This window comes from Providencia sp. PROV267, assembly GCF_028477825.1.
Taxonomy (GTDB): Bacteria; Pseudomonadota; Gammaproteobacteria; order Enterobacterales; family Enterobacteriaceae; genus Providencia; species Providencia stuartii.
In genome coordinates this window covers 228923-249509 of sequence record NZ_JAMPLX010000002.1, presented here as the reverse complement: position 1 = coordinate 249509, position 20587 = coordinate 228923, and the positions used below count along the sequence as shown (strand labels likewise).

18 protein-coding genes and 2 pseudogenes are annotated in these 20587 nt (G+C 52.4%); 6 read left to right on the top strand and 14 right to left on the bottom strand.

Features of this window, described 5'->3' with window-relative positions; all coding sequences use genetic code 11:
* Positions 1-5 precede the first annotated feature (5 nt).
* Together trbL and PR709_RS01965 are read left to right on the top strand one after the other, a co-directional pair.
* Positions 6-1649 (top strand): P-type conjugative transfer protein TrbL, encoded by a 1644-nt coding sequence (gene trbL / locus PR709_RS01970; RefSeq protein WP_016241391.1) that lies wholly within the window; start codon positions 6-8, stop codon positions 1647-1649.
* 2 nt (positions 1650-1651) lie between these two features.
* Positions 1652-1978: a hypothetical protein gene (locus PR709_RS01965; RefSeq protein WP_000980775.1), complete on the top strand. Its 327-nt coding sequence runs from the start codon at positions 1652-1654 to the stop codon at positions 1976-1978.
* A 314-nt stretch (positions 1979-2292) separates the two neighbouring features.
* Here the strand turns inward: PR709_RS01965 and PR709_RS01960 are convergent.
* Together PR709_RS01960 and PR709_RS01955 are read right to left on the bottom strand one after the other, a co-directional pair.
* A pseudogene (locus PR709_RS01960) lies at positions 2293-2606 on the bottom strand (Tn3 family transposase); the annotation flags it as partial.
* Between the two features lie 26 nt (positions 2607-2632).
* Entirely contained in the window at positions 2633-3385 is a 753-nt protein-coding gene (locus tag PR709_RS01955) for an alpha/beta hydrolase family protein (protein WP_004729622.1), read from the bottom strand.
* A 240-nt stretch (positions 3386-3625) separates the two neighbouring features.
* Here PR709_RS01955 and PR709_RS01950 point away from each other — a divergent pair, with 240 nt between their 5' ends.
* Positions 3626-4495 carry a DMT family transporter gene (locus PR709_RS01950; RefSeq protein WP_001567390.1) on the top strand — a complete coding sequence of 290 codons (870 nt, stop codon included), beginning with the start codon at positions 3626-3628 and terminating at the stop codon, positions 4493-4495.
* A gap of 133 nt (positions 4496-4628) precedes the next feature.
* Positions 4629-5852: a MalY/PatB family protein gene (locus tag PR709_RS01945; RefSeq protein WP_023287190.1), complete on the top strand. Its 1224-nt coding sequence runs from the start codon at positions 4629-4631 to the stop codon at positions 5850-5852.
* Between the two features lie 185 nt (positions 5853-6037).
* Here PR709_RS01945 and PR709_RS01940 read toward each other — a convergent pair whose 3' ends face one another.
* The 3 genes from PR709_RS01940 to PR709_RS01930 form a co-directional block, all read right to left on the bottom strand.
* Positions 6038-6811, bottom strand: coding sequence for an SDR family NAD(P)-dependent oxidoreductase (locus PR709_RS01940; protein WP_004729618.1), 774 nt, complete (start codon positions 6809-6811; stop codon positions 6038-6040).
* A 65-nt stretch (positions 6812-6876) separates the two neighbouring features.
* On the bottom strand, positions 6877-7578 hold the full coding sequence (locus tag PR709_RS01935) for a DsbA family oxidoreductase (RefSeq protein ID WP_121560240.1): 702 nt from the start codon (positions 7576-7578) through the stop codon (positions 6877-6879).
* A gap of 65 nt (positions 7579-7643) precedes the next feature.
* On the bottom strand, positions 7644-8750 hold the full coding sequence (locus PR709_RS01930) for an alkene reductase (protein WP_006687059.1): 1107 nt from the start codon (positions 8748-8750) through the stop codon (positions 7644-7646).
* Positions 8751-8963: 213 nt separating this feature from the next.
* Here PR709_RS01930 and PR709_RS01925 point away from each other — a divergent pair, with 213 nt between their 5' ends.
* On the top strand, positions 8964-9293 hold the full coding sequence (locus PR709_RS01925; protein WP_121560244.1) for a thioredoxin family protein: 330 nt from the start codon (positions 8964-8966) through the stop codon (positions 9291-9293).
* Positions 9294-9322: 29 nt separating this feature from the next.
* Here PR709_RS01925 and PR709_RS01920 read toward each other — a convergent pair whose 3' ends face one another.
* The 4 genes from PR709_RS01920 to PR709_RS01905 form a co-directional block, all read right to left on the bottom strand.
* Complete coding sequence (locus PR709_RS01920) at positions 9323-9661, bottom strand: carboxymuconolactone decarboxylase family protein (protein WP_000888080.1); 339 nt, start codon at positions 9659-9661, stop codon at positions 9323-9325.
* 4 nt (positions 9662-9665) lie between these two features.
* The gene (locus PR709_RS01915) at positions 9666-10247 is read right to left on the bottom strand and encodes a TetR/AcrR family transcriptional regulator (protein WP_121560238.1); all 582 of its coding nucleotides are present in this window, start codon (positions 10245-10247) and stop codon (positions 9666-9668) included.
* 141 nt (positions 10248-10388) lie between these two features.
* Complete coding sequence (locus PR709_RS01910; RefSeq protein WP_000108589.1) at positions 10389-10946, bottom strand: OsmC family protein; 558 nt, start codon at positions 10944-10946, stop codon at positions 10389-10391.
* 184 nt (positions 10947-11130) lie between these two features.
* Positions 11131-11715, bottom strand: coding sequence for a recombinase family protein (locus PR709_RS01905; protein ID WP_012695450.1), 585 nt, complete (start codon positions 11713-11715; stop codon positions 11131-11133).
* A 159-nt stretch (positions 11716-11874) separates the two neighbouring features.
* Between PR709_RS01905 and PR709_RS01900 the strand changes: the two are divergent.
* A pseudogene (locus PR709_RS01900) lies at positions 11875-14859 on the top strand (Tn3 family transposase).
* Positions 14860-15166: 307 nt separating this feature from the next.
* On the opposite strand, the gene repC reads toward PR709_RS01900, so the two are convergent.
* The 5 genes from repC to guaA all read right to left on the bottom strand — a co-directional run bounded on the left by repC (position 15167) and on the right by guaA (position 20533).
* Positions 15167-16066 (bottom strand): replication protein C, IncQ-type, encoded by a 900-nt coding sequence (repC, locus tag PR709_RS01895; RefSeq protein WP_121560234.1) that lies wholly within the window; start codon positions 16064-16066, stop codon positions 15167-15169.
* A complete protein-coding gene (locus tag PR709_RS01890; protein ID WP_016241392.1) occupies positions 16053-16919 on the bottom strand; it encodes a helicase RepA family protein in 867 nt (288 codons plus the stop codon). Before PR709_RS01890 ends, repC begins: the two co-directional genes overlap by 14 nt.
* Positions 16920-16922: 3 nt before the next feature.
* Positions 16923-17153 (bottom strand): helix-turn-helix transcriptional regulator, encoded by a 231-nt coding sequence (locus PR709_RS01885; RefSeq protein WP_000410046.1) that lies wholly within the window; start codon positions 17151-17153, stop codon positions 16923-16925.
* 285 nt (positions 17154-17438) lie between these two features.
* Complete coding sequence (locus PR709_RS01880) at positions 17439-18647, bottom strand: tyrosine-type recombinase/integrase (RefSeq protein WP_272570702.1); 1209 nt, start codon at positions 18645-18647, stop codon at positions 17439-17441.
* Between the two features lie 308 nt (positions 18648-18955).
* A complete protein-coding gene (gene guaA, locus PR709_RS01875; RefSeq protein WP_004920518.1) occupies positions 18956-20533 on the bottom strand; it encodes a glutamine-hydrolyzing GMP synthase in 1578 nt (525 codons plus the stop codon).
* Between the last annotated feature and the right edge of the window lie 54 nt (positions 20534-20587).

Here is a 20587-nt window from a genome sequence, read left to right as displayed (position 1 = left end):
TGACTATGCGACGTTCAACCGTTTTCGCGCTTGTCGGCGCGGTGCTCTTGCTATCTGCAACTAGTGCGATGGCTGCCGGGGTCGATTTGGCGCAGAGCAACACGTCTATGAACAGCCTTCTGCGGCTGATTCAGAACGCTTCAAACCAATGGGCACCGCGCCTGCATGATTACGCCTTGTGGCTCTTGGGATGCCTTGCCGTCATCCAGCTAGTTTGGACTTTTGCTCCTTTGGTCATGCGCGGAGCTGAACTGGGCGACATCCTCCATGAGCTGGTGAAATTCATCCTCGTGATAGGGTTCTTCTATGCGATGCTCGATCACGCGACCGAGTGGGGCGGGGCCATCGTCAACAGCTTCCGGCAGGCCGGGGCGCACGCGGCAGGGTTGGGTAGTGCGGAGCTGATGCCGGGGGATATGTTCTCAACTGCTGTGGACTTTTCACGGCAGGTGCTGACGGCCGGTGTTTCGATGTTCAGCCCAATCACATCGGTTGTAGTGGCCGTATCTGCATTGATCGTCCTGATGTGTTTTACGTTCATAGCGGCTCTGGTGTTCGTGACGCTGGTAGAGGCCTACGTCATCATCAATGCCGCCGTCCTGTTTATGGGTTTCGGTGGCTCTCAATGGACACGCGAATATGCACTGGCTCCCATTCGCTATGCCGTTGCAGTAGGTGCCAAGCTGTTTGTCCTGACTCTGATTGTGGGTCTGATCATGCAGGTTTCCGCAGAATGGTCGGCAGCCTACACCAACGACGAAGCGTCGTTGATGACCTTGGTCGGCCTGTCTTTGGTGTGCGCCTACCTGACCAAAACCATCCCTGAACTGATCGGCGGCATGATTAGCGGCACGTCGATGGGCGGCGGCTCTGCAATTGGGGGCATGGCCGCAGCCGGTGCAGCCGGTGCGGCGGCCGCAATCGCTACTGTTGCAACAGCAGGGGCAGCAGCCCCGGCCGCAGGAGCACTAGGGGCCGCAGGAACTGGCGGAGGCGCTGCCAGTGCCGCGGGTGGTGGACTGGCCTCCGCACTGAACGCCAGCATGGCAGGCGGCAGTACCGCAGGGGGCATCGGTGGTGCTACGGGCGTCGGCAGCGCTGGAATTGGCGCAAGCACAGGAGGGGGCAGCGGTGCGGCCGCAAAGGCCGCAGGTTCTCGCGTCGGGGGTGGTGCCGCGTCAGGATCGGCGAATCCAGTGTCGGCGGCCGCTTCGCCAGCTAGCCAAGAAGCAGGCAGCGGCTTGAAGCAAGCCGCCAAACAGGCCGGAAGAGCTGCCAATGACGGTGACGACGATACGGATCAGCAGGCCGTCGCTCAGCAACGGCAGATGACACCAAAAGGAGGGACCGGCGGCAACGGCAAGGCTGTTGCGCAGGTCGCCGAGGTAGCCACACGGGCGCTTGGCGTGCTGGGCGCGATCAGCGTACCCGGTATGGAAAGCTCCCACGGGCTTTCGCTCGGGGGCACCGGGTCTCCCCCTCCAGTCCCCGGCGACGACAGTCCAACGCCTGACGACGGCGCAGAGCCGACTACACAAGCGGAATCCAACATTATTCGTCCGATATCGGACACAGCTAGGACCGGAGATGTCGGCGCGCTCAAAGTGCCCGGCATGGATTCTGGCGTTAACTCTCAATCGGAGGCGTAATCATGATGAACGATGTATTTTTTGGCCTGATGATGCTCGGCGGCTTTTTTGTTCTCGGTATTGGTATGTGGGCGCTTGGCCAATGGCTCCGACGCAAAGGCTTTGGCCCGCAGCTCGATGCACTGGATAAGCAGTACACGGCACTACAGCATCGGGTGAACCGATTGGCTCTGCCTGCCGCTGCGCAATTCTACGGCGGCATGGGTATGCTTAATCGCATGCCACTTTTCGGCAGCAAGAATCAGGTGGTACTGGTAGAGCGTGTGAGAATGGCCATCCTTCAGATGGAAGAGGAAGAACGGCAGCGAGGCAGGGTCATCAATCGCTGACGAGCACAGCCAGTTCCATCACCCACAACCCCGCCTGAGTGCGGGGTTTTGTTTTCCTGCCGCAGCATCTCCGTCTATTACACACCGCAAAAACGGCCTGTATCGCTCTGTGAGAAGTTTTCATACATGACAGACAAACACCCATACCGACACTGAAAAAACGCCACCACGGCCCATACGGGAGGGATTTTGGACGCTTTCGCAGGCCGTTAGAGGCCTTGTGCCGGTTTTGGCCCTGCCCTTCCCTTTTTGGTGCCTGAGGGGTCCGCTTGGAAAACGGAAATTATCCCACGCTAAGACTGTTTTTTGTACAGCAGTGGAGAAGGATGAGAGACCAGTTGCTCATTTATCGGGATACCCTTTCGTTTTAGTGACTCAATAGCTCTTTCTATATATACCGTATTCCAGAGTGTTATCGCCGCCGTATGTAGTGTCAGCGCCGGTGGCGTGGTAACGCTGATCCTCCCACCCCCAGATCCCTGATTTCATTCAGCCGGTGCATGAAGGAAGCTAGCCCAAGGGCCTCACCCTTATTCAGCCCCGCCTGTATGCATCGGCCTAAGCCTTTATCGCAAAATCAGTCCAGCATAAACAGCGTCCGATCTCTGCAGAAAATCGCCCTCTGCGCTACGAGTTTGAACGCATTTACTCTGTTTATAGGTAACATTCGCTCCACGATATAATGATATCGGCAACGTATTCAGCATCCTGAGCATGAGTCAGAAGGTGATCCGCCTTACCCAACGAAATGAAACTCTTGGGATGCTTTGCTGCTTTGAATATTTTTTCGGCCTGCTCAATTAACACAGTATCATCTTCAGTCGCATGAAAAATAAGCAGAGGCTTGTTCATGGCGAACACCTTATGAGCGATTTTGTGTTCCTGAATATTGTCCAGCATCTGTTTCTTTAAGGTAAATACCCGCCCGGCCAGCTCAACGGGATAGGCTCCATGCTGGTTAATGTTTTCAACATCATCCTTAAAAAGACGTTTTACGTGTGTCAGTTCTCCGGGTGATCCTATGGTGACAACGGCCTTTGCCTCAGGAACTTCGCCGGCAATAGACAGAATGGCCGATCCCCCCAGGCTATGGCCAATGAGCAAAGAAGGCGCTTCGTACTGTCGGCGGAGATAATCTACCGCGCAAAGCAGGTCCGAAATATTGGATGAGAAGTTGGTGTTGGAAAAATCCCCTTCGCTGTTTCCCAGACCAGTAAAATCAAACCGGAGAACGGCGATAGCATTCTCTGTCAGTTTCCGCGCAATACGCGCCGCGCCTTTGAGGTCTTTGCCACACGTAAAACAATGAGCTAACAGCGCAAACGCTTTAGGATTTTCAGGAAGTTCAAGCAATCCGGCCAGTTCTTCACCAGCCGCATTTTTGAACGTAAATTTTAGTTTTTTCATAGGATATTCCAGGTCTTAAACTGATTTCATATGTTTGATCGCAGGGAAAAATAATCTTCTGCTCTGCATCTGGCATTACGCGTTTTCCTTCCTCTACTGGGGATGTGAAACAGAATTCATTCCGAATGCTTGTCCTCACCTTCCAGTTTGAAAGCTGATTATTGCTTCCTGTTCGGTGATCACTTACGCTATGCTACCAACTAGATGGTAGTTTACAAGAATTTTATGAGGTCTCACTGAATGGCCAATTGCGCGCTCATTCTTAAAATATCCCTGGCAATGCTGGCGTTTGCTGCAAACTCTATTCTGTGCCGTCTGGCCCTGCAGGGAGGCCACATTGATCCCCTTTCATTCAGCAGCCTCAGGCTGGCCAGTGGTGCACTCGTCCTGTCACCTTTCTTGTTTTATCACGCAAAAACTACATTATCGCTGTGGCGTCCGCTGAGCGGATTTTACCTCATGGTGTACGCAGTGCTCTTCTCTGTCGCCTATATCCATCTCGATACCGGGGCAGGTGCGCTGTTACTTTTTGGTGCCGTACAGTTTGCGATGGTGATCCACGGATTATTTAAAGGGGAATCACTCTCCGTTATGCGGGCTTGCGGTTTAGTTATTGCTCTGGCAGGAATTGCTGCCCTGCTGTTACCCGGGGCGAAGGCACCGCCGCTTTACAGTGCACTTATGATGATCGTTGCCGGATTAGCCTGGGCCGCCTATTCCGTCAGGGGGAGGGCGGGCCAGGCGGCCGGGGCTTCAACGGCGGCAAATTTTGTACTCGCCACGCCGATGGCTCTCGCTCTTTCGTTGCTGTTTATGAAGCAGGGTCACTATGATGCTGCGGGCATTGCTTTGTCATTGCTGTCCGGTGCCGCCGCCTCAGCCGGTGCATATGTATTGTGGTATACCCTTTTACCCTCTCTCGGCTCTATCACCGCCAGTACCCTTCAGCTCAGCGTTCCCTGTCTGGCAATGCTAGGGGGTGTGGTATTCCTGGATGAATCACTGACGGTCAGAACGATATTTTCTGCCCTGGCGGTGCTGACTGGCATTGTGATGGTGACACGCGAGAAATCCCCCCGTCAGTCGATGACAAAGGCGAGAGAACCTTAATAACGCAATTAATTCATGCAGTTGTGATGATTCTCTTATGTTAATCACACGAGCCAGTTTTCCCGCTTCGGCATCAGACTGACAGTAATACTGAGGTCGACGTTTCTGACTACACCTAAGGCAGGTTTATGAAATGAAATATGATTTTGATGAGTACGTAAGCAGAGAGAAAACAGACAGTCTCACCGTGGACGGCTGGCGGGAATACCTGTTTTCGGGACAGTCCGAATTTGCAATGCGGTATCCGGCAGAAGGGCTAATCAACCTCTGGGTTGCTGACATGGCTTTTGCCACACCAGAGCCGATTCTTCAGGCCATCAGAGACCGTCTGGATAGAAAAATACTCGGCTACACTAAAATCTACGACGAAGAATACTATGAGATCTTTGGCAGCTGGTGTGAGCGACAATATGGTCACCGTTTCAAAACGGAAGACATTGTGCTGTCTCCGGGCATTATTCCCGCGCTGAACCGTCTCGTCCCGCTTCTGACCGACATGGATGACAGTATTCTTATTATGACGCCTTCATATGGCCCGTTTAAAAAGGCGGGTGAATACAGTCAGCGTCGCGTGGTGTACTCGGCGTTAAAAAAATCAGCAGGCGGCTGGGAACCTGACTGGGAAGACTTTGCACGCAAAGCCAGTCAGGCCGATTTACGTGTGAAAATTCTTTTCCTGTGTAATCCGCATAACCCGACCGGACGAGTCTGGCGGCCTGATGAACTTAAGCGGATTATTGAAATTTGCCTGGCCAATGACATCTGGGTGATATCTGACGAAATTCACTGCGACCTGTCCCGAAGCGGTATCGGTCATACACCGGCCGCCTCTCTTTTCCCTGATTCTACACGCATTATTACCTGCATGTCCTCGAGTAAAACATTCAATCTGGCCGGGAATTTGTTGGCAAATATTATTATTCCGGATCCCGGTGTCAGAAGCGAGTGGCGTCTCAGACACGACGAGTTCATCTCTCCACTGAGCCTGGCAGCAAACAAAGCGGCGTGGAGTGAATGTGATGACTGGCTTGTCCATCTGAGGGAATATATTGACGGCAATTTCCAGTACCTGCACGACTATCTCAAAAGCTATTTACCCGAAACCAGGTTCTCGATCCCCGAAGGGACATATCTGGCCTGGATAGATATTAGCCGCTACCTGCCCGACACCGCAGGTGAGGATTTATCGCTGTATTTTGCCCGGGAGTCAGGGGTCCTTCTTGAAGGGGGCTTGCTGTTTGTCGACAATGGGGACGGATATATCCGGTTAAATCTGGCCTGCCCACGGAGTATGCTGACAGCAGGGATGAAAAGAATTTCACAGGTACTGCGGATACCGGCTCCTCATCGTGTATAACCCCTTTCTCTCTGGCCGTTTTGTCCTGTCAGGATGTCGTCAGAACCCGGCATAACACCCTGTGCCGGGAACACAAAAGGCACGGATGAACAGGTCGTGAATATTCTTAGTGAAGCCTGCTGATGACATGTCTGGCGACAAAAAAATGCCGCCCTTAAGGGGCGGCTTATGCCAGCGTCACGGGGTTATCGTCTGACCGCCATGATGCCCGCATCGACATCCCAGATAGCGCCCGTCACCCATGAGGTTTTGTCAGACAACAGGAAGAGAATAGTGTTTGCCACATCTTCGGCAGTTCCGACGCGTCCCAGCGGGTGGAAATCGTTCAGCGACTTCATAGCATCTGCGATATCCGCTTTGTCCATGAAGCCTTCGTATATCGGCGTATGAACAATCCCGGGAGACACCGCGTTGACACGAATACCCGCGCTGGCCAGCTCAATCGCCAGATTACGCGTCAGGGCATGCAGACCCGCTTTTGCCATTGAATAGGCCGAGGCCGGCGAGTCACCCAGTGCAGCCTGAGCACCAATCGAACCGACGTTGACGATAGACCCTTCGAGCTTCGCGGCGAGCATGTTCTTCACGACATCCTGTGTAATAAAGAACGTGGCTCGGTTCAGCGAAAGATACATGTCATAATCGGCAAAGCTGTGCTCGGTAAATCCTTTGGGCATGAAGATACCGGCGGCATTCACCATCAGGCTGATATCGCGATGGTGAGCATTAATTTCCTGACGGATAGTTTCCATACCTTCTTCGGTCATCAGGTTCGCCGCGATGACCGCAACCGGTCCCAGAGGGCTCAGTTCTTTTTGCACCGCTTCGGCTTTGTCTTTTTTATTCCCGGTCAGCACGACACTGCCGCCCGCTTCCAGTACCATGCGTGCCACGGCCAGGCCCATGCCGCTGGTACCGCCGACGACGAGCAGTTTTTTACCTTTGAAAAAAGTGTTCATTTTCTGACTCCATTACTGGTGGGTAAGACGTTGCCGGCAGCGTGAAACTGCCGGCGGTTGACGGATTAAATACTGCAGCCATCCGTTCCGCAGGTCTGACCCGCAGTGGCTGAAAATTCGGTTTGCTGTTCATCCCAGACCTGACGCAGGGCATTCAAAAAGTTATCTGCTGCCTGAGCCCCGCTGATGGCATATTTTTCGTTCATCACAAAAACCGGAACGCCGCTGAGGCCAATAGACTGTGCGTGGGCTTCATCGTCGGAAACGGTGGCGCGAAAATCGTCATTTTCCAGGGCGGCTTCAGCGTCAGCTTTCGGCATACCGGCTTCTACGGCCATGGCAACGAGCTGCTGACGGTCAAAGAGAGAGCGACCTTCGGTGATACTGCCATGATAAAAACGTTCTTCCACCGCGTCCGCAATTCCGGCCTTACGCGCGGCAACCAGCAGGATGTGTGCATCTTCTGTATCACCAAACATCATGCCGTCGAAGTTGTAGATCAGACCTTCAGATTTACCGGCGGTGCCCACCTGATTCATCATCAGCTCCGCTGAATGCTGACTGCCCAGCTTTTTAACGATGGCATCCTTAAAAGGCATCGCGGGAGTACCACCGGCCAGACGGTAGCTGTGATGGCGGATCACCACCTGGTCGCGAAATTCAAAGCGATTCAGACCCTGTTCAAATCTTTTTTTAGCAATCCAGCACCACGGGCAGACCAAATCTGACCAGATATCGATGGTAAGGGTGGGTTTCAGCGTTTGCATAATGATTCCTCAAAGACGTTGGGCGGTCGGATCTCACTTATCAGAGAACCGCGACCGTATGGGATTTATTGCGCCTGCCAGACCGGGTAATCGGTATAGCCTTTTTCCGGGGAACCACTGACGCCGTAGTAGGTGGCGCGGTCACTTTCTGCCAGTGGCCAGCCGTTTTGCATTCTTTCAACCAGATCCGGGTTAGCGATGTAGGGCACACCAAATGCCACCAGATCCAGCTCATCATCTTCCAGAGCCTGCTCTGCGATATCACGGGTAAAACCGCCGGCAGCGATGATGGTGCCTTTAAACGTGTTGCGAAAACGGCGGCGGAAGCCTTCCGGAAGTGGCGCTTTGGTGTACACCGGCTGATAGTAAAGGTGTACGTAGGCCAGTTCCCGCTGACCGAGCGCGTCGGTGATGGCTGACCAGGTTTGCTCTTCACCTTCATACGGCGCGAGGTCATAAATGCGGCCGAACGGTGACAGGCGCACGGCAACGTGGCTGTTACCCACGGCTTCCGCCACGGCGTCAATGGTCTCCAGCAGGAAACGCTGACGATTTTCCACCGAGCCGCCGTATTCGTCGGTGCGGGTGTTCAGTTCGCTACTGAGGAACTGGTCAAAGATGAATCCGTTTGCCGCCATGATTTCCACGCCGTCAAAGCCGGCTTCCATCGCCAGGCGTGCGGAGTGCACGAAGTCTGCAGTGATGCGTTTAACTTCATGCGTTTCCAGCGCGCGTGGCTGGCTTGGTACAACCGGGCCCGGTTCTCCGGATTCGGTCAGCGCAAAAACGGTGGTATTGACCGCCTGAACGGTGCCCGCTGAAACCGGCGCTATGTGGCCTGGCTGAAGAGAGACGTGAGACATACGGCCGACGTGCCAGAGCTGCGCGAAAATACGGCCACCTTTGGCGTGAACCGCTTGTGTCACCTTACGCCAGCCCTGGACGTGTTCGTCGTTGTAGATACCAGGGGTATAAAGGTAACCCCGGCCTTCTTCTGAAACCGGCATCCCTTCGGTGATGAGCAGGCCAGCAGAAGCACGCTGTGCATAGTACAAAGCCACGACCTCATCCGGCACGTCATTCATGGTGCGGGTGCGGGTCATCGGTGCCATGACTACACGGTTTTTTAACGCCAGGCCAGACAGATTGTAGGGGGTGAAAAGCTTACTCATCGTATACCTCACAAAAAACAAAAAGGAGTATCCCGGCAGGGATTTGCACAGCCCGGCAGTATCATCGACTGGACGTCGCGCACTGGAGTTGCATAAACATCTGATGGGTGGCAATATACCAACCATCTAGTAGGTAGGTCAATGGGTGTGTCGTATTTTTTTGTCATAACGCAGCCATTTCTGAATTGTCACTCATTTTGCGAGGTCATCACCATGCGTACATTAACAGCTTATAACGAAGATAATTACCGCCAGATAGAGCAGTACAAAGGAATATCGGTGGTACGTTTCTCTGCACCCTGGTGTCCGCCCTGTCAGGCCAGCGAAGAAATGTTCAGTCAGTTTGCAGACCGGCTCGATAGAGATATTCAGGTGGGGAAAGTCAATGTAGATCAGGCGCCGGTGCTGACAACCAAATACGAGATCTGGGGGCTGCCGTCTGTGCTGATATTTCATGAAGGGCAATTAGTTAAACGCATACCGGGTGTGAAACCTGCATCGGTATATGCTCAGGCTATTGCGGACATAAAAAAAGGGCAGTAATGCCCTTTTAACGTGGAATTTATTAATGCTTAACCGCGTGCCTGACCGACGGCATCCAGAGTGCGGGCTGAATAAATGACCGCCGCGCCAGCGTTGAGGTTAATCGCCACGCCCAGCGCTTCAGCAATTTCAGCGTCGGTTGCACCGGCTTTCACAGCGGCGTCGGCGTGAAAAGCAATACAGCCGTCGCAGCGGGTTGTGACTGCGCACGCCAGGGCAATGAGTTCACGCACTTTTGCGCCCAAAAGGTCAGTTTTGTTACCTGCGTTGCCCAGGGCAACCACGCCTTTCATGGTCTCGGGGGTCAGTTTGCCCAACTCGCCTAAACGTTGCATTAACTCTGAGCGATAGTTGTTCCAGTCCAGCATAGTGTCATTCTCCTGAATAAGGGGTATTAAGAAGCAGTTTTATATACTTAAGGCTGTTGGCGAAGACTTCGGGTCTGGCCGTTGCATGCGCCACTACGCTTGAGCCTTCACAGACATTAATGATCATCAAAGCAATATCTGATGGTTCGGCATGGGATGAAAACTCACCTGACTCCATGCCCGCCCTGACGACTTTTGTGAGCCACTCGATTTGCATATCGAAATAAAGTGATGTCTGTACAGTAATTGCCTGAGGCAGATTGGCGGTCTCTGCTGACAACGCACAACACAGTGGCAGTAGCGAAGCTTTATGGCTTTGCGCGAAGATATCGATGTAAGCCGCAATTCTTCTCTCCGCGCTTTTCTCAGTCGCCTCTATCTGCTCAAATACGCGTTGTGTATCAGAGAACGCCTGTATTACCACCTGCTCACCCAGAATATCTTTGGTCGGGAAATGGTGATGAATACTGGCCTTGGTGATACCCACTATTTTTGATAAATCAGCATAGCTGAATGCTGAATACCCTTTTTCGCGCATCAGGTGTTCTGCTTCGCTGAGCAGCCGTTCCCGTGTCATGGTTGTCATAATTACTCCATATAATCTACTAGTTGATAGATTATATTGTTGCTATTTTTCCGTAGCAAGTTGTATCACTGACTCAGTATCGTGCAGAGCTGAACGTCACTGCCATCCTGCATTCTGAATGGCAGCATTACATCTCTGACATCACGCCAGGCGTGTAATCATTTCAACCGGATTAGCCAGAGTATCGTGGATTGGCGAATTCTTTTGCATTTCGCTGACCAGCGCTTCTAACTCCTCGCGACTGGCGGTCTTGCTCGTAAGGTGAACATCGACGCGAATAGATTTCGCACCTTTACGCACGTTGCTGTCCAGCCCAAGGAAGCCGTTGAGGTTGATATCGAAATTAAGATCCAGCTCGATACCGTCCAGGTCGATCCCTTTTTCAGCAGCCATCATGGTAAGGGTGGCGGTATAACAGCCAGCCAGCGCCTGCATGATGTATTCAGTCGGGCTCATGCCGGTATCGGTGCCGAGTAAACCTGCGGGTTCATCACCGATATTAGAAAATTTCCCCACACGGCTGGTATCGATAACGCCGTTCTGGATTGTGGCGCCGGTCTCTGTGCGAACGGTTAATCCGCCGCTGGAACGGGCTTTCATCTGGAAAGTCAGGTTACCCAGGCCAGGCTGGCTGCGAACTGCTTCACGGGTATTGTGGATCGCAGCTGCGTCTGCAGAAGGTTTAACGGTAGTAGACATAATGGCTCCTGTAATTTCTTGATAAAAGGTATAGCTGGTGTAATCAGTACCAACCATCTAGTTGGTAGATTAATATCGCGAACCTCTTTTGTCTACTCTTTTATAAAAAATAGGGGGAAAAGAACCCAGCAGGCTGTTTTATTTCATAATAACCATTTGATTTTTTTATAATCTTCCCAGCCGCTCACTCTTGCAGCAATCCAGCCTTTACCCGAAGGATAGTCTGGCGGGTGGTATTAAATTCCCGGGCAATAGCACTGATACTGATGCCAGCATTTAGGCGCTCTGTCACTGTTTGCTTTTGTTCCTCGCTCAGGATGGGGGGGCGACCGAAGCGTTTTCCAGCCGCTTTTGCCCTCGCAATACCTGAATACGTTCGCTCAAGCAGCAAATCCCGCTCAAACTCCGCTACAGCAGAAATTACCTGCATAGTCATTTTTCCGGCCGGACTGGTCAAGTCAACGCCTCCGAGTGCGAGACAATGAACGCGAATATCTAAAGCCGCCAGTTGCTCTACTGTTTTTCGGATATCCATCGCATTACGACCCAGACGGTCAAGTTTGGTGACAATCAGTACATCCCCATTTTCCATGCGATCTAGCAACCGGATAAATCCGGGGCGTTCGCTGGCAGCAACCGAGCCACTGATATGCTCCTCAATAAGTCGTTGGGATCTGATGGCAAAACCCGCCGCTTCAATTTCACGACGCTGGTTTTCTGTGGTCTGTTCCAGAGTTGAGACCCTGCAGTAGGCAAAAACACGTGACATGGGAAACTTTCCGTACGAAATGGATGTCCGAATTATAACGTGTGTCCGAAATTAATTTCACTAAGTTTCGGACATGTGCTGTAAGTGGTGTACGAAACCGACCGGTTTCGGTCACAGCGAACAAATAACAGATGAAAACTATACGCGAGGGAGGCATTTATGCCACGGCGACAGATACTGAGCAGCGAAGAGCAGGAACGCTTACTGGTTATACCAGATGATGAAATTATTCTGACCCGAATGTGTTTTCTGAACGAACCGGATATTGCGCTCATTAATAAGCACCGAAGGCCAGTGAATCGCCTGGGCTTTGCTGTATTACTCTGTTATCTGCGTGGACCTGGATTTATTCCGGACAAAAGCAGTGCTCCTCACAATGGCGTTGTATCCAGGGTTGCTTCCCGACTGAAACTTCAGCCTGATTTATGGCCGGAATATGCATCCAGAGAGCAAACCCGCTGGGAACATCTGACCGAACTTTATCGCTACCTGGAACTATCCCCGTTCAGCCGGTCAATGCAAAAAGACTGTATCCGTCATCTGCACCCCTATGCCATGCGAACTGACAAAGGATTTATGCTGGCGGAAGAAATGCTCAGCTGGCTACATAACAATAATGTTATTTTCCCTTCTGTTGAAGTGATCGAACGGACGCTTGCCGAAGTCGTCACGCTCGCTAACAGATCGGTATTTTCGACACTTACCGCGCAACTGGAAAAGCAGCATAAATCAGCACTCGACAGCCTGCTCATATCAGAGGGTGAACAACCTTCCCGTCTGGCATGGCTGCTACAGCCTCCGGGTAAAATAAACGGTAAAAATGTGCTGCAACATATCGACCGGCTTAATTCCATCGCTGCGCTGGGGTTGCCTGATGGTATTGCACTTTCCGTTCACCAGAACAGGTTGCTTAAACTGGCGCGTGAGGGCCGGAAAATGAGCAGCAGGGACCTGGCAAAATTCACCGATGTCAGACGTTACGCTACGCTGGTTTGTATAATAACAGAGGCCAGGGCCACCCTGACTGACGAAGTGATTGATCTGCACGAGCGTATCCTGGGTAGTCTGTTCAGCAGGGCAAAACGCACGCAGGCCGAACGGCTCCAGCAAACGGGAAAGCTTATTCAGAGCAAGCTGAAGCAGTACGTTACCGTCGGGCAGGCGTTACTTAACGCCAGAGAATCCGGGGAAGATCCCTAGACTGCAATAGAAGATGTCCTTCCCTGGCAGGAATTCATCAACAGCGTGGAAGAAACGCGGTTTCTTTCCCGTAAGGGCAATTTCGACGCGCTTCATCTGATCACCGAAAAATACAGTACGTTGCGTAAATATGCCCCGCGTATGCTGTCAGCATTGCAGTTCATAGCGACACCTGCGGCGCAGGCGCTCAGCGATGCGCTGGACACCATAACGGAAATGTACCGTAAACAACTTCGTAAAGTGCCGCCATCAGCGCCAACAGGGTTTATCCCTGAAAGCTGGCGAAAACTGGTGCTCACGCCTTCAGGCATCGACCGCAAGTACTACGAGTTTTGCGTACTGAATGAACTCAAGGGTGCATTACGTTCCGGTGATATCTGGGTAAAAGGATCGCGCCGCTACAAAAATTTTGATGATTATCTCATCCCGACTGCTGAGTTTGAGAAATCCCGACATAATGACCAGTTACAGTTGGCCGTTCAGACCGATAGCCAGGCATACCTTCAGGCCCGTATGACTCTTCTTGCATCTCGGCTGGAAGAAGTTAACGCGATGGCGCTTGCCGGTGATTTGCCCGATGTAGATATCTCAGATAAAGGCGTAAAAATCACTCCACTGGAGAACAGCGTTCCTTCAGGTGTTTCGCCCTTTGCAGATTTGGTCTATGGCATGCTTCCCCATCCGAAAATTACGGAGATACTGGAAGAAGTTGATAGCTGGACGGGATTTACGCGTCACTTCGCGCACCTCAAAAATAATAACATCAGACCAAAAGACGGAAGACTGTTGCTGACCACCATTCTGGCTGACGGCATCAACCTTGGGCTGACAAAAATGGCGGAATCCTGCCCTGGGGCCACAAGATCGTCACTCGAAGGTATTCAGGCATGGTACATCAGGGATGAAACTTATTCAGCGGCACTGGCCGAGCTGGTCAACGCACAGAAAGAGCGGCCTCTGGCCGCATTCTGGGGCGACGGGACAACATCGTCGTCAGACGGGCAGAACTTTCGGGTAGGCAGTCACGGACGTTATGCCGGTCAGGTCAATCTTAAATATGGTCAGGAGCCGGGCGTGCAGATTTATACGCATATCTCAGACCAATACAGCCCGTTCTACGCCAAAGTGATCAGCCGGGTGCGCGACTCAACCCACGTGCTTGATGGCCTGCTGTACCATGAAAGCGATCTGGAAATTACCGAGCATTACACCGATACCGCAGGCTTCACTGAACATGTTTTCGCCCTGATGCACCTGCTGGGATTCGCTTTTGCGCCAAGGATCCGTGATCTTCATGACAAGCGGCTGTTTATTCATGGAAAGGCCGAGCGCTATCCGGGGCTTCAGTCTGTCATATCAACAACCTGCCTGAATATCAAAGACATTGAGTCGCACTGGGATGAGGTATTGCGCCTGGCAACCTCGATTAAGCAGGGGACAGTCACCGCATCACTGATGATGAAAAAGTTAGCCAGTTACCCAAAACAGAATGGACTTGCCAAAGCGCTGAGAGAGATTGGCCGCATCGAACGGACACTATTTATGCTGGACTGGTTCCGTGATCCCGGTCTGCGCCGACGCGTGCAGGCGGGGCTGAATAAGGGTGAGGCCCGTAATGCCCTTGCGCGAGCGGTCTTTTTGCACCGTCTGGGTGAAATAAGGGATCGTGGGCTGGAGAATCAGAGTTATCGCGCCAGCGGGCTGACATTACTGACAGCAGCGATCACGTTGTGGAACACGGTATATATAGAAAGAGCTATTGAGTCACTAAAACGAAAGGGTATCCCGATAAATGAGCAACTGGTCTCTCATCTTTCTCCCCTGGGCTGGGAACATATCAATCTGAGTGGAGATTACGTCTGGCGTAATAATCTTAAGCTGGGATCCGGAAAATACCGCTCATTACGTACAGTCGATACCGCTTTGTACAAAAAACAGTCTTAGCGTGGGATAATTTCCGTTTTCCAAGCGGACCCCCCTGATGTCTTTTTGCCGGTTTCAACGGCTCGACCAGGTGCTGCGACCGGTGGGTAATCCACGGAACTAACCGCGTCGACGACGGCAGGCCCGCCCTACCTTTTTTGGTGCCCAACGGCCGTAGGCCGACCAAGAGCAGCAAGCGATGAGCTGCGCCATCAAGGCGCGGCGCTTAGCGCGCATGCTGGAGATTCTTAGAGAATCTTGGGTGGAATTTGCGAACGGCCCGCAAAGGCCCACCGTTGCTGGGTTTTCAGAAACTGGCCGGGTGCCGTTAAACAGGGGGTTGGGTACTGTTAAACAGGGGGTGGGGTGCCGTTAAACAGGGGGGAGCAGCGTTACAGTCGGATGCCTTGGGTCGCCCGATTTCCCATTTGCCCTTAGCATACTGGTCCAGCCTCCAACCCACGGCAGCAAGCTCGGCCAGCGCCTTGCGTGCCGTCTGGCGGCGCTTTTTGATGGTATTCGGGTTCGTCGGTTCATCCGGCCAAACATAGCCGCATAGCGTGTCCAGCTCTACCCGCCCCGACTTACCGAGGTCGATCCAGCCGCATAGTCGTTGATGAATCAGGCGGGCGGGGTCGGTCTGTAGCTTCCTAACTTCGGCCATGTCTATGCGGATGTGCTGCCCGCCCATGATTGCGCGAGCAATAAGAGGGTTCAATGCCACATACAGCTTGCCGTCCTGCTCATCACTTGCGTACTCGGACAGCAATCGGAAGCCCTGCCGCTTCCTTCCATTTTGCGCAATGATAGAGACTTTCCAGAGCCTCTCAATGCAATCGCGTACTGGCCTAGTATTGTCGATATCCGCATAGCCAACCTCACGGGCCAGCGACCGATAGCTACCCTTGACCACCATCGCATCCTGCTGGACGGCTTCCCACTTGGGTTCGAGAAATAGCCGCAGCTGCCGACCGGCTTCTGTCTGAGGATCGGGAGAAAGCACAAGGCCAGAAGGTCCAGCCATTGCTACCAGTCCTTGCAGAATGCGGAGATCGTCGGCCCCCAGCGGTTCCGGCCCACTGAACTCGATACGCTTGCCGTTGCCGTAGTCATATACAACGTCCAGCTTGCTACGCTTGCGTTCGCCACGTTTGAGGCTACGGAACAGGCCGGGTGCCAGACAATGCACCGGGTCGTGCCGGGCGTGAGTCAAGTCATGCTTGCTCACGTTGACGCCCCTTTCCGCTGTCCTGCTTGGCGTCCAACAACTCCACCGGCAGCAACACGCCGCCGTCATGGCGCTGATACCAACGATCAGCGTCAATCTCGGCGTAGTTCTGTTTGCTAACGCCGAAACGAACAAAGAACTTCCGGCGGTTTTCCCCGATAGGCTGTCGGTCATATATGCGATCACTGAGGCGTTCGGCCTCAGCCTCGGTCATTCTGGCGACATAGCCACACCAGCGGGCATTGTCGATTAGAGCGGATGCGCCTCGTGCCGCCTGCTGTTGATCCGTCTGCCCCTCGCGGGCACTGCCCTTGCTGACATGATGCAGATACAGAACTGACGCCCCGGTGCTGGCCGCAATATGCTCCAGCGTGGCGACAAGCCTTGCCATGTCGCCATTGCTGTTCTCGTCCCTGTCATGAATGCGGCTCAGGGTATCCAGTACGATCAACCGGGCATCGGCGCAAAATTCAATGACGCGGGCAAGGTGCCGCTCATCCATCACGTTCAAGCGCTTACCCATGATCGGCTCAAGGGTGAGGTTCTGCGCGATGGCGTCGCGTGACTGCTGGTTCAGGTGCTGGCCAATGGAATGAATACGGCGCACCAGTGCGACTGCCGGGTCTTCTCCGGCGCAATAGACCACGCGGCCAGTACTGGCCGGGGAAAGCCCTAAAAGATCACCACCCGCGACGCTGCACGCGATGGTCATTGCGGCTTCCAGCGCCCAGAAGCTCTTACCTGTGGCTCCGGGAGCCACCAACGCGCCTACTGTCCCTGCGAGGAAGCCCGGCCAAATAAAGTCTAGTGTGGGCGGTTCGTTCTCGAACGCTGCCCGTAAGTCAATCGCCACAATTCAGGCCCCCATTCCGGGACGAGGGGCAGGGCTGGAATGTTTGCACGCATCAATCCATGCCTCGACCTCCGCCAAATCCCACACGACCTTGCGGCTACTGAGCGCAATGCGCTGAGGAAATTTCCCCTGCTTTTCAAAGTTGTAGATCGTGCGCTCGCACAGCGGAATCATCTCCAGCAGTTGCTTTTTGCTAATGAGAACTTTACTTGCTCTCCTTAATTCTTTTTCCACACCAAATACCTCGTTTTGTCATCATCCGAGGTTTAATTATTGCTACATAATTCCGGAAAATTCCAGCATCTACTCCCATATTATTTCAATTAAATCAATCACTTAGTGTCCGTAAATTCAACGTTTGACGGACAATATTGATAACGCAAACCGCTGTTTTAATTAGTTTTGCAATAGGCACTTAAAGCCAATTTATCGCGTCCGGTAATTAATACGTTTTACGGACAAAAAAATGCCCACCGAAGTGGGCATTTCGCGACAAAATGCAGGTCTCAAGGCTCCGAATCAGTCCTTGAGGCGGGGCTTCCTGATTGTCCACTCATCGATCATGTCCGCCCAATCCTGAAGCATTGCCCGGCGCTGATCGCGGTACTCGGCCTTGTTGTAGACGGCTCGAACGCCCTTCTGTTCGTGCGCAAGGCACTTCTCGATCCAGTCAGTGTTATAGCCCGCCTCATGCAGCAGCGTGCTGGCGGTGCGCCGCAAGTCGTGCGGTCCGAACTTGCCAAGCGACTGCCCTTCCTTCTGTGCCAGACGATAGGTCAGCGTGTGCACCTGATTGAGCGTGGCGCTGCTCATCGGCAAGTCCGAGTCATAGCGCGATGGCAGCACGTACTCCGAGCCGCCTGCGAAGGTTTTCAGAGCTATGAAAATGTCGAGCGCCTGCCTAGACAGGAACACCAAATGGGGATTGCGGCGCTTCATCCGCTCCTTGGGGATTGTCCAGAGCGCTTCGGTGAAATTGATTTCGCTCCACGTTGCGTTGGTCAGTTCGCTTTTGCGTACCATCGTCAGCAACAGCAACTTGGCGGCCGCGCGGATCGAAGGTGTGGTGCCAATGCGCTCCATGTACTGGTACATCAAGCTGATTTCATCGGGCGTCAGCGCTCGATCTCGCGGCTCAAACTTTGCAATAGTCGACGGGCGCACCAAATCGGCCGGGTTCTCAACCTTCTGGCCGCGTTCTATAGCCCAACGGAAGACCTGCATCACAATTTCGCGGCAAAGCACGGCCGTTGCCGGTGCCCCGCGCTCCACGATCGCATCAGTCAGCGCCCGTAAGTCCTCATGGGTGATTTCTGTCAGCTTCTGGTTACCGAACTTCGGCTTAAGCTCGCGCTCGAAGGTAGCTCGACGCATATCGCGGGTAACGTCAGCCATTTGATAGCCGCGCAGCCACTTTTCGCCCCAAGCACCAAAGTTTTCAGCGTCCTTAACGCGGGCTTTGTCCCGCGCCTTCTCTTTGGCTGGAGATTTCCCTGCGGCGATCATCTTCTTGGCTTCGCCCAGCCGTTCGCGGGCTTCCGCTAGCGTGATCCCTCCGACACCGTAGCGGCCGAAGGTGATTGTCTCCTGCCTGCCGTGGATCGAGTAGTTGTAGCGGAATGAAATCGAACCCGCTGGCGTGATGGCCACGTAGAGGCCGTCACGGTCATTCACTTTGTAGAGCTTGTCCTTTGGCTTGAGGTTGCGCAGCTTGGTATCAGTCAGCATGGTCTGGTTGGGTTTCCTCTCAAAAATACCATGCTCAAAAATCCTCGCGCCGCCCATAAAAAATCATTACAGAACAATGCGTTATATGAACCCAATACCATGACCACCCCATTATGAGCGACATGGTATCGAGTGCTGAACATGGCATCAGGTTCAAATCGTACCATCTACCATGCCATAGAAACCGGGTGCTTGGCGATGCGAAAATTTGCCAGACTGTGCCAAGCCAATAATGAAAAAAGCCCGCAGTTACGCGGGCTTATAGGTCTTTTAGTGCTCTTTGATGCCAGTCTATGCCGGACGCTGGATCACTCCCATTCGATCGTTGCTGGTGGCTTACCGCTGATATCATACACGACCCTTGAAATCCCATCGACCTCATTGATAATGCGGTTTGAAACACGGCCTAAGAAATCATATGGTAAATGAGCCCAGTGTGCGGTCATAAAGTCGATTGTCTCAACTGCACGTAAAGAAACAACCCAATCGTATTTACGACCATCACCCATCACACCAACAGAACGCACAGGCAGGAATACCGTAAATGCTTGGCTAACCTTGTGATAAAGCTCTGCTTTGTGTAGCTCTTCAATAAAGATAGCATCGGCACGACGCAGAAGATCACAATACTCTTTTTTCACTTCACCTAAAACACGTACGCCGAGGCCTGGGCCTGGGAATGGGTGACGATATAGCATGTCGTATGGCAAGCCAAGTTCAAGACCAATTTTACGAACTTCATCTTTGAACAGCTCTTTCAATGGCTCAACTAGGCCTAACTTCATATCTTCTGGTAACCCACCGACGTTATGGTGAGATTTAATGACATGCGCTTTACCCGTCGCTGACGCCGCAGATTCAATAATATCTGGATAGATAGTACCTTGTGCCAACCATTTAACTTGCGTTTGTTTTGAAGCTTCTTCATCAAACACATCGATAAATACATGACCAATCGCTTTACGTTTTGCTTCTGGGTCATGAATACCTGCTAATGCACTCAGGAAACGATCTTCTGCTTTCACATGGATAATGTTTAGGTCAAATTTACCTGCAAACATCTCCATCACTTGATCAGCTTCGTTTAAACGCAACAAGCCGTTATCAACAAATACACACGTGAGTCGTTTACCAATCGCACGGTTTAACAACAAAGCGGTTACAGAAGAATCGACACCGCCAGACAGTGCTAAAATCACATGATCATCGCCAATCTGCTCTTTGAGGCGTGCTACAGTATCATCAATAATCGCCGCTGGCGTCCACAGAGCTTCACATTGGCAAATATCCTGCACAAAGCGCTTCAGAATATTGAGGCCTTGGTAAGTGTGTGTTACTTCTGGGTGGAATTGAACACCATAGAATTTTTTCTCTTCATTTGCCATGATTGCAAATGGGCAGTTTGGTGTACTTGCGATAGTTTTAAAATCCGCGGGGATCGCAGTCACTTTATCGCCATGGCTCATCCAGACATCCAGCACTGGCGTACCATTTTCGTTGAGTGAGTCTTGAATATCACGGAACAAATCGCATTGCTCAGTGATTTCAACTTTTGCGTAACCAAATTCACGCTCACCAGAAACCTCGACGGCACCACCAAGTTGCATTGACATGGTTTGCATGCCATAGCAGATACCTAAAACGGGTATACCTGCATTAAATACATACTCAGGAGCGCGTGGGCTATCATTTTCTGTGGTGCTTTCTGGGCCACCAGAAAGGATGATACCGTTTGGATTGAATTCACGGATTTGCTCTTCTGAAACGTCCCACGCCCAGAGTTCACAATAAACGCCAATTTCACGAACACGGCGAGCAATCAGTTGTGAGTACTGTGAGCCGAAATCAAGGATAAGAATGCGATGCTTATGGATATTTGTTGTCATTTGAGGAGAATTCCAAAAATTCAAGTCAAAAATAAAAAATTGGTAGCTCCGTAA